Origin of the sequence: Sutterella sp. (assembly GCF_030539355.1) — a bacterium.
GTDB lineage: Bacteria > Pseudomonadota > Gammaproteobacteria > Burkholderiales > Burkholderiaceae_F > Sutterella.
Map to the genome: position 1 here is coordinate 1 of NZ_JAUNSF010000116.1, position 8,990 is coordinate 8,990.

Here is an 8,990-nt window from a genome sequence, read left to right on the forward strand (position 1 = left end):
TTTTTATGGATACGCCTTCCGTGGGAGGCGCATTCATGCCGGAAAGGGTAAGATTCTTGGGTCCGAAGCGCCCGTGAAGGCGAGGAGGACCGGGACGGGCTCCCCAAGAGGCCGGACCGGGAGAGGACGGAAGCCCGTCGGAAAGGAACCGGCAGGACCGTCGCTCCGCATTCGGCTCACGGAGAAAAGCCTCCGTCAGGCCGGACCGAAAATTCACCACCTCACTGAGGCCGCCTGTGTCCGGCACTGGTGAGGACGCCACCCCAGGAGGGTCCGGCGTCGCGAAAAATCCCCGCGGAGAGCGGGCCGTCAGCGCCCGACAGCTCGAAGCATGTGCACTAGAAAAAGAGGGATCACGCGGCGTTGCACAATCCGCTTCAACATCAAGTTTGAGGCCCTCTAAATGGCTATCACAAAGAAAATCGCCGCCGCCGCCGCGGCCGTCACCCTTGTCTTCTCCTTCGCGGCCGAGGCTGCCGAGACCCTGCGCGTCGGTTCCATGACCGTGTACCCGCCCTTCGAGTTCCTGGACTCCAACACGGGCAAGTACGAAGGCTTTGACATGGATCTCATCCGCGAGATCGGCAAGCGCAACGGCTACGACGTCGAGATCGTCTCCATGGGTCTTGACGGCCTGATCCCGGCGCTCATGAGCGGCAACATCGACTGTGCGATCTCGGGGCTCACGATCACCCCGGAGCGCTCCGAGAAGGTCGACTTCACCCGTCCCTACATGAACGCCGGTCTCACGGTCATGACGACCCGCGAGAACGCCCCGAAGATCAAGAGCCTGAAGGATCTTGAGGGGAAGACCCTGTGCGCCGAGATCGGCAGCTCGGGCGCGCTCATGATGAAGCGCATCCCGAACACGCTGATCCGCACGTTCAACTCCGCCGGCGACGCCTTCCTCGAGCTCAACAAGGGCGGCTGCTACGCGATGCTGAACGACGGCCCCGTGAACCGCTACTTCCTGCACCAGAAGGCCTCGAAGGGCATGCGCCTCGTTGCGCTTGACTTCGTCGTCTCCGACGACTTCTACGGCATGGCCGTCCAGAAGGGCAACAAGAAGCTGCTGAAGGTTCTCGAGGACTCGCTCACCGCGATGGAGAAGGACGGCACGTACCAGAAGATCTATGACCGCTGGTTCGGCGCCACCGAGTAATCCGCTCGCGTCGTCACTGAGGCGCCTCCGCTGAGGACGCCTCAGAAGAGAAGCCCGCCGGAGGGTAATCCCCTTGAGGCGGGCTTTCTGCTTTTCAGCCGGTCAGTCGCTTACGCCTTGAAGCGCACGGTCGCCATCGCGACGAAGCGCCGGTGGGCGATGTAGCCGCGGATGTAGGTGTCGGTGAGGCACCCCGGGATGCCGTGGCGGGCGACGTCATGCGCGCGGAAGCGGCAGACGAGGGCGCCGTCGCGCACCGTGACCGAGAGGGGCTTCGCGGGCTCGAGCACCGAGGCCTTGGCGCCCGTGCAGCCGAGGCTCCAGAGGATCGAGGCCGGGTCCACCTCCTCGATGTCGAACTCAGGGAGCGACGTGATCACCACCTCGGCCTCGGCCGACTCGTCGGTGACGGAGAGCTCGCCCGGCCACACGACCGCCTCGACCGTGTCGAGGCCGGCGAGGAGTTCGCGGCAGAGGTTGTCGGCGTCGGCCGCGGCCTCGCAGGTGAAGCGGCCGAGAAGGGCCTTCGCCTCCGATTCGGGGAGGAGCGCGGCGCGCGCGCGGACGGCCTCGGTCTCCTCGCGGAACTTCGCCTCGATCGCCTCGCGCTCGCGCCAGATGCCCGACATCAGGCCGCGGTCGAAGTTCACGAGCTCGCCCAGGGTCGCGTAGAGGAAGTAGCTCTTCGCCCAGTCGAAGTCGAGGTACCCGGGCTCCATGTGGAAGTGCACGCGGCGGGCCTCCTCGAGCGACGTCCACTGGTAGCCCGCGGGCGTGGCGCCGGCGAGCGGGAACCAGGGCACGTAGGGCGAGGCGTCCTGATTGGCCGAGGCGCGCCAGAGGGTGTTGAGGAGGGGCTTGTCGCCGAGCTCCGCCACCCAGCTCTCGCGGCAGTTCGAGCGCGAGATGTCCTCGCCGCTCACGTGGAAGGCGTCGGCACGGCCGTCGCCGCGGCTGCGGTAGGTCTCCGCCGCGGAGAGGCGCAGGAGCGCCTTCACGTCATCAGGCGAGACCTTGCGCGGGAGGCGCAGGCGCTCCGGATAGTGGAGGAGATCGGGGTAGACGACGCCCGTGAGGAACTCCCAGCCGGTGCGCATGCGGATCGACTTGTTGGGATCCGTGCGGTTCGTCTCGGGCTGGTAGGCGGCGCAGAAGTCGAAGTCGGAATAATCACCCGGACGGGCGGGGGTGTAGCGGCCCTTCGCGATCGCGTACTCAATGAGGTCCGGCGAGGCGATCACGTTCTCCGTGTCGGCGAGGTCCACCGAGCGGATGGCGAGATAGTTCGAGATGAGCACGACCTCGTCGTCCGGGACGCGCTTGGCGACGTAGTGGCGGCCCTTGACGACGTTCATCAGCCACGCTTCGTCACGGTCGGCGAAGGAGTAGTTGCGCGCCGGGCTCCAGTAGCCCCATTCGTCGATGAGCGAGGCGGCGATTCTGACGGCCTCGCGGGCGGTCCTCGCGCGCTCCATCACCGCGCGGCGGAGCAGGAACCCGATGCCGCCCTCCTTCAGGCCCGTTTCCTCGTCGCTGAGCTCGCCGTCAAACGACGTGCCGCCGCTGTTCGAGCACATGACGACGCCCGCCTCGTTGGCGAGCCCCTGGTCGAAGGACGACCCCGGGGGCATCATCAGCATGTTGCTCCAGTAGGTGCCGAGCGTCTCGGGAACCTGCGGGATGCATGCGCGGCCGGCCTCGGCCTCGAGCTTTTCGCCGGCGGCGTGCGGGCCGCCCGGGCACCAGAACTCCTGGTGCATGACGCGGCCGCCCGAGTCCTCGTTGTGGCCGAGCAGAACGCGGCCGGTCGTGGAAGCGGCCTTGCCGACGATGAGAGAAGTGCACATCTGAGAAATATCTCCTTTGAACCGGGGAAATCAAGTGAGCTGTGTGGCAGGAAAACGGACGGAAGTGTCACCTCCCGTCCGTGGTTGTGAATCGTAGTACGGTTTCAGCCAGCCGCGGCGGCCTCGGAGCGCTTCGTCGAGATCGTCGCCGCGAGCCCCGCGCCGAGGATGAGCGACATGCCGGCGAGCGTCACCACGCTCTGCGCTTCGCCGAAGAGGAGCCAGCTGATGAGCGCCGAGAACGGAATCGCGGAGAAGCCGAGGCAGGACGAAAGCAGCATGTTGCCGTAGGCGTAGGAGCGCGTCGTGCAGATCTGGCCGAGCGTGGCGCACGCGCCCATGCCGAGGATGGCGATGAGCGAGTTCACCGTCGGCATGTGCAGGCCCTCCTCGAGGAGGTAGGTGCCGACCAGGCCGAAGACGGTGCCGCAGCAGGTGAAGTAGAAGACGATGCGCCAGGACGGTTCCTTGAGGTCGCCGAGCTGCTTCATCTGCCAGTAGATGATGAGGTCGAGGAAGGAGACGGCGAGGCAGATGAGCGCGGGGACGAGCTCGTCGCGCGAGAAGCTCGGCTGGAGCACGATCGCGATGCCGACGAACCCCACGATGATCGAGAGGACGAGCGCCCAGGGCGCGCGCTGGTGCTTCATCCAGGCGAGGATGATGAAGTTCACGGCCATGAAGAGGGGCGTCGTGTAGATGAGCGTCATGTTCGTGCCGAAGGGCAGTTCGCCGAGCGTGTAGAACCAGGCGCCGATCGAGAGCGTGCCGAGGACGGAGCGGTTGAGGTTCCCGAGCACGTACGGGGTCTTCAGCGTGAGATGGTTGCGCTGCACGTAGAGCGCGATGACGATCATGCCGAAGAGCGAGCGGTAGAAGACCATCTCGAGCGAGCCGAGCTCGCCGCTAGAGAGCTTCACGAAGGCCGCCATCAGGGAGAAGAGCAGGGCGGCGGCAAGGGACCAGAGTGATTGCTTCATCATTTCGAAAACCCCGTCTGACGGTGCCGGCGCCGGGAGAGGAAATCGGGAGAAAGAGGAGGCAGGTTCCCGTGACGGCCCGTCAGAGCGTTCGAGCCGGAAAGCTTAGCAGTGCCGCAGCGGGGCGGCAAAGCGGCGGGCTGGTCATACCTCAAAAGAGAAGCGCGGCGCCGTTCATGACGGTCGCCGCGCTTTCTTTGAGTACCGGCCGGGAATCCGGTTATTCGGGTTCCTTCAGGACATTGCGGTAGCGGTACGGCAGGGGCTCGCGGGTGAGCACGGCGCCGTCGGGCGTGAGCGAGACGCCCGCCTCGATCGCGTCAAGCGTGGCCGAGTAGAGGACGAGCGCTTCGTCGCCGATCTTCGCGGCGAGCACGACGCTGCCGGATTCCTCGCCCTTCGCGTAGACCGGGGCTCCCGGGAGCGGAGCCTCGGCGACGGCGATGCGGCCGACGGCGGCGCGGCGGTTCGTCTCGCCGATGTGCTCGACGCGGGAGATCACCTCCTGGCCGGGGTAGCAGCCCTTTCTGAAGGAGACGCCGCCCACGAGCTCGAGGTTGACGTGCTGGGGAACGAACTTCTCGCGCGTCTCGGGAAGCACCTGCGGGACGCCCGCGGCGATCGAGCTCGCGGCGCGCCAGGCGTCATCGGCGGGCTCGAAGGGAAGCGCCGTGCCCTCGGGGGCGATGGCGAGCGTGCGGGAGCCGCCCGCGGAGAACCCTTCGATCGCCTGCGCGGCGGGCAGTCCCAGGAGCGTCCAGCCGTTCTCGGACTTCCTCTCGCCCGGGGCGGGAAGCGTGAGACCGAGCGAGGCCGCGGCGGCCTCGCCGGCGGCGCCGAGGAAGAGCACCGCCTGCGGAGCGGGCTCGAGCGGCGTGAAGACGACCTTCGCGCGGAGCACGTACATGCGGATGCGCTTGAGGAACCCCTCGACGATCGGGCGGGGCAGGGCGAGCATCACGTCGGCGCCGTCCATCCAGGCGCGCATGACGGCGAGAAGACGCCCCTTGGGCGAGCAGTAGCCGGCGAGCACGGTGCGGTCGCCCAGGCCCTCGATCGCCTGGCTCATCTGGCCGTGGAGGAATTTGACGGCATCCTCGCCCGAGACGCGGATGATCGTGATGCCGCTCGCGCGGACGACGCCAGGAAGTGTGGTCTGCATGAAATTTCTGTCCAGTGGAATTTGAGCCGTCCGGATCCGGGAAGTCGCTCGGACATTCGGGCGGCGGCAACAGGCATTTGTTCGGATGAGAAGCATAGCCGCTTCCGGGCTCGGCGGGCGGGCCGCGTGGAAATTCATGCCGATGCGCTACACTCAGTGGCCGGCCTCGGCGGGGAGTCTTCTCTCGTCCGCAGAGCACCCCGAAGAACAAGAAAGACGCCACAGACTCAAAAATTTTTCCCGCTTATCCGGAGATCCGCCACCGTGACCCGACAGAACGAATCGACAGAGGGAAAGGACTGCCCGCCCGAGATGAAGGATGAGGCCGCGGCACCTGCCGCGCCTGAGACTCAGCCGTCTCCTGCGGACTCCGCTCCCTCCGGGACGGCTCCCGGGAACGATGCCGGGGCTGGGACCGCTCCCGCCGAGTCCTCCGAGCCGGTCACTGAAGCGCCGGCTCCCGTCGCGCAGCCCGAGGAGCCTGAGGCTGAGAAGCCTGTAAAAAGGCGCGGTCTTTCCCCTGCGGCAAAGATTCTCACGGCGCTCCTGGCGCTCGTCCTCCTCGCGGGCGCGGTGGCCTACGGCACCTGGAAGCATGTCGAGGGCATGCTCTACAGCGAACCCGCGCCGATGGACTATGACATCGTGGAGATCCAGGTCACCGAGGGCCAGAGCGCCTCGGATGCGCTCGCCTCGCTGCGCGCCGCCGGCGTGACGCTCCCGCCCTGGCAGGTGCGGGTGCTCCGCCGCTTCGAGCCCTCGCTGCTGACCCGCATCCATGTCGGGCGCTTCCGCTTCGAGCGCGGCATGACGCCCGAGCAGGTGCTCAAAACCCTCTCGGGGCCCGCGCTCATTGACCAGCAGGTCCGCATCCCCGAAGGCGTGCCCGTCTGGGAGGCGCTCTCGATTCTGGAAAACGCCGAGGGCCTCAATCCTGATTCGCTCAAAATGGAGTCCGAGGAGCTCCTCAAGTCGCTCGGACTCGGCGAATACAAGTCGCTCGAAGGCTTCCTCGCCCCCGAGACCTATCGCTACGGCTCAGGCTCGAGCAACCTCTCGGTGATCCGGCTCGCCGTCGCGCGCCAGCAGAAGCTCCTCGAGGAGGCCTGGAGCACGAGGAACGCCCTCTGCCGCGTGAAGTCGCCCTACGAGCTCCTCATCCTCGCCTCGATCATCGAGAAGGAGACGGGCGTGAAGAGCGACCGTCATCTCGTGAGCTCGGTCTTCAACAACCGCCTGCGGATCGGCATGCCGCTGCAGACCGACCCGACGGTGATCTACGGCCTCGGCGAAGGCTGGAACGGACGCCTGCGCAGGAAGGAGCTCGACACGCCGACGCCCTGGAACACCTACACCTTCGCGGGACTGCCGCCCACGCCGATTTCGATGCCCTCGGCCGCCTCGATCGAGGCCGCCGCGCACCCGGCCGAGTCGAAGTATCTCTACTTCGTCGCCCGCGGCGACGGCACGAGCGAGTTCTCGACGAACCTCAGGGACCACAACCGGGCCGTGAAGCACTTCATCATTGACAAGCGCACGGATCCGCTCAGGAAAACGTCGCGGCCGGCAAAGCAGAGGCAGACCGAGCAGCAGAAGGCGAACGGCCAGGCGAAGTAAGGCGCTCAGGACTGCCTATCTATAATGGCGCTTTCCTCCGGGGCATCCCCGGCGGCACGAATTTCACTGGAAGGGAGAGCCCATGACGCGCGGGCGCTTTATCACGATCGAAGGCATTGACGGAGCGGGCAAGAGCACGCAGAGCATGAAGCTCGAGGAGCTCATCGCCTCCCGCGGCATCCGCGTGCGCCACACCCGCGAGCCGGGCGGCACCCCCGCGGGCGAGCGTGTCCGCGAGCTCCTGCTCTCCTCCGACATGGGGCCGACCGCGGAGACGCTCCTCTTCTTCGCCTCCCGCGCCGAGCACGTCGAGAAGCTCATCCGTCCCGCGCTTGAGGCGGGCGAGTGGGTGCTCTCGGACCGCTTCACCGACGCGACCTACGCCTATCAGGTGGGCGGCAAGGGCTTCCCCGGAGAGCGCGTCGAGGAGCTCGAGCGCTGGACGCTCGGCGACTTCGCCCCCGACCTCACGATTCTCTTTGACATCGACCCGGCCATCGCCGCGGCGAGGCTCGCCGCCCGCGCGGGCGACAAGGACCGGTTCGAACGCATGGGCGTCGACTTCTTCACCCGCGTGCGCGAGGCGTACCTCACGCGTGCCCGGGCGTGCCCCGAAAGGTTTCTGATCGTCGATGCAGCGGGCAGCCCCGAGGACGTGACCGCCGAGATCGCGGCGAAGGTGGCGCCATGGCTCTAGCTCCGTACCCCTGGCTCGAGGCGCCGGCGCGCGAGCTCGCGCGCATGCGCGACCGCATGCCGAACGCCATCCTCATCTACGGCGCCCCCGGCACCGGGCTCTACGAGCTCGGACTCGCCTTCTCGAAGGCCGTCTTCTGCTCCGATCCGCGCCCGGACGGCTCGCCCTGCGGGCACTGCAGGGGCTGCCAGCTCACGCAGGCCGGCACCCACCCCGACTTCAAACAGGTGCTCTCGGAGTTCATGTGCGAGCAGCACAACGTGCCCTACACCGCGGCCGAGAATGACCGCGGGGAGCGCAAGAAGCTCTCGCGCAGCATCCTCATCCACCAGATCCGCGTGCTCGAGGACTTCCTCGCGTTGAACGCCAACCAGGGCGGGCGCAGGATCATCCTCGTCTATCCCGCGGACAAGGTGAGGGCGGAGGCCGCGGCGTCGCTCCTGAAGTCAATGGAGGAGCCGCCGGAGGGACTCACCTGGGTGCTCGTCGCCGAGAAGCTCGACGACGTGCTGCCGACCATCCGCTCGCGCTCGCGCCTCGTGCGCGCGCCGCAGCCCGACGAGGAGGAGGCGCTCGCCTTTCTGCGCGCGAACCGCGTGAAGAACGCCGAGGCTGAGCTCGCGTTCGCGGGCGGGGCGCCCCTCGCGGCGCTCGAGGCCTCCGACGACGAGCGTCTGCAGAAGAAAACCGAGGACGCGGTGCTCGAGCTCCTGCGCTCCGGCCCCGACATCACCCCGAACGCCATCCTGATGGCCCAGCCGAGGGACCTCACGGTGCCGGCCTTCTCGCTCCTCCTCGTGCGCTGGTCGCACGACCTGATGCGCACGACGCTCGGGCTCGGGCCGCGCTACCTTGTGAACGAGGCCGAGAATCTCGGGCGCCTCGCGAAGCGCACGACGCCGAAGCTTGCGGCGGGTTTCGACGACTACGCCCGGAGCGTGCGCCGCGCCGCCGACCACCCGCTCAACGCGCGCCAGGTCTGGGAGCAGGTCTTCCTCAAGTACATGGCGGTCTTCCGCTGAGGATCTCTTCTCAGCAGAATCGCGGCAGGAGCCCTCGCCCTTCAGGGCGGGGAGGAATGCCGCGTGAGTGCTATTGATTTTGAATGTATTTCTCCAGGACTTCAAGAGTTGCACCGCCTACTGAGCAGGCAAAATACCCTGGATTGTCCAAAAAAGCAAAATTTCCCTTAAAAATCAATAAAACGGCTGCGTCAGCAAACAGCCTATCATGGCTTAGGATCGATCTCAGAGGAGTTCCCCGGATGACCGGGGATCCTCCGCCCGCGCTTCCCGGTGGGGCTGAGGAAAGACAGAGGCTGGCGTTCATCTATGAACAGGGGGTCTGTGCTTCCCTTCAGCAGAATCTCTCGTCCTTCAGGACGAGGAGGAATGCCGCGAAATTAATTTTGAAGATTCTTTCAGATACATCAACCACATGCTTCGAGCCGCCAAATTCCGCATTTACCCTACTGCCGAACAGGAACATTTCCTGTGGGGCCAGTGGGGTGCTGTGCGTTTCTGCT

8 protein-coding genes are annotated in these 8,990 nt (G+C 66.4%); 5 read left to right on the forward strand and 3 right to left on the reverse strand.

Annotated elements, in window-relative coordinates:
* Positions 1 to 403 precede the first annotated feature (403 nt).
* A complete protein-coding gene (locus Q4F91_RS11855; RefSeq protein WP_303337927.1) occupies positions 404 to 1,162 on the forward strand; it encodes a basic amino acid ABC transporter substrate-binding protein in 759 nt (252 codons plus the stop codon).
* Between the two features lie 110 nt (positions 1,163 to 1,272).
* On the opposite strand, the gene Q4F91_RS11860 is transcribed toward Q4F91_RS11855, so the two are convergent.
* The 3 genes from Q4F91_RS11860 to Q4F91_RS11870 all read right to left on the reverse strand — a co-directional run bounded on the left by Q4F91_RS11860 (position 1,273) and on the right by Q4F91_RS11870 (position 5,151).
* On the reverse strand, positions 1,273 to 3,009 hold the full coding sequence (locus Q4F91_RS11860) for a C69 family dipeptidase (protein ID WP_303337928.1): 1,737 nt from the start codon (positions 3,007 to 3,009) through the stop codon (positions 1,273 to 1,275).
* Positions 3,010 to 3,113: 104 nt separating this feature from the next.
* Positions 3,114 to 3,992, reverse strand: a complete 879-nt coding sequence (locus Q4F91_RS11865; RefSeq protein WP_303337929.1) for a DMT family transporter — start codon at positions 3,990 to 3,992, stop codon at positions 3,114 to 3,116.
* Between the two features lie 217 nt (positions 3,993 to 4,209).
* A complete protein-coding gene (locus Q4F91_RS11870; RefSeq protein ID WP_303337930.1) occupies positions 4,210 to 5,151 on the reverse strand; it encodes a folate-binding protein YgfZ in 942 nt (313 codons plus the stop codon).
* 264 nt (positions 5,152 to 5,415) lie between these two features.
* Between Q4F91_RS11870 and mltG the strand changes: the two genes are divergently transcribed.
* From mltG to Q4F91_RS13575, 4 genes are all read left to right on the forward strand, one after another.
* Positions 5,416 to 6,768: an endolytic transglycosylase MltG gene (gene mltG / locus Q4F91_RS11875; RefSeq protein WP_303337931.1), complete on the forward strand. Its 1,353-nt coding sequence runs from the start codon at positions 5,416 to 5,418 to the stop codon at positions 6,766 to 6,768.
* 82 nt (positions 6,769 to 6,850) lie between these two features.
* Complete coding sequence (gene tmk, locus Q4F91_RS11880; protein WP_303337932.1) at positions 6,851 to 7,465, forward strand: dTMP kinase; 615 nt, start codon at positions 6,851 to 6,853, stop codon at positions 7,463 to 7,465.
* Positions 7,456 to 8,487 (forward strand): DNA polymerase III subunit delta, encoded by a 1,032-nt coding sequence (locus Q4F91_RS11885; RefSeq protein ID WP_303337933.1) that lies wholly within the window; start codon positions 7,456 to 7,458, stop codon positions 8,485 to 8,487. Before tmk ends, Q4F91_RS11885 begins: the two co-directional genes overlap by 10 nt.
* 415 nt (positions 8,488 to 8,902) lie before the next feature.
* On the forward strand, positions 8,903 to 8,990 hold an 88-nt coding region (locus Q4F91_RS13575; RefSeq protein WP_368661014.1), incomplete at its 3' end, for a helix-turn-helix domain-containing protein.

Coding starts and splice junctions, on each gene's coding strand:
- Q4F91_RS11855 (WP_303337927.1), top strand. CDS start 404: ATGGCTATCACAAAGAAAATCGCCGCCGCCGCCGCGGCCGTCACCCTT.
- Q4F91_RS11860 (WP_303337928.1), bottom strand. CDS start 3,009: ATGTGCACTTCTCTCATCGTCGGCAAGGCCGCTTCCACGACCGGCCGC.
- Q4F91_RS11865 (WP_303337929.1), bottom strand. CDS start 3,992: ATGATGAAGCAATCACTCTGGTCCCTTGCCGCCGCCCTGCTCTTCTCC.
- Q4F91_RS11870 (WP_303337930.1), bottom strand. CDS start 5,151: ATGCAGACCACACTTCCTGGCGTCGTCCGCGCGAGCGGCATCACGATC.
- tmk (WP_303337932.1), top strand. CDS start 6,851: ATGACGCGCGGGCGCTTTATCACGATCGAAGGCATTGACGGAGCGGGC.
- Q4F91_RS11885 (WP_303337933.1), top strand. CDS start 7,456: ATGGCTCTAGCTCCGTACCCCTGGCTCGAGGCGCCGGCGCGCGAGCTC.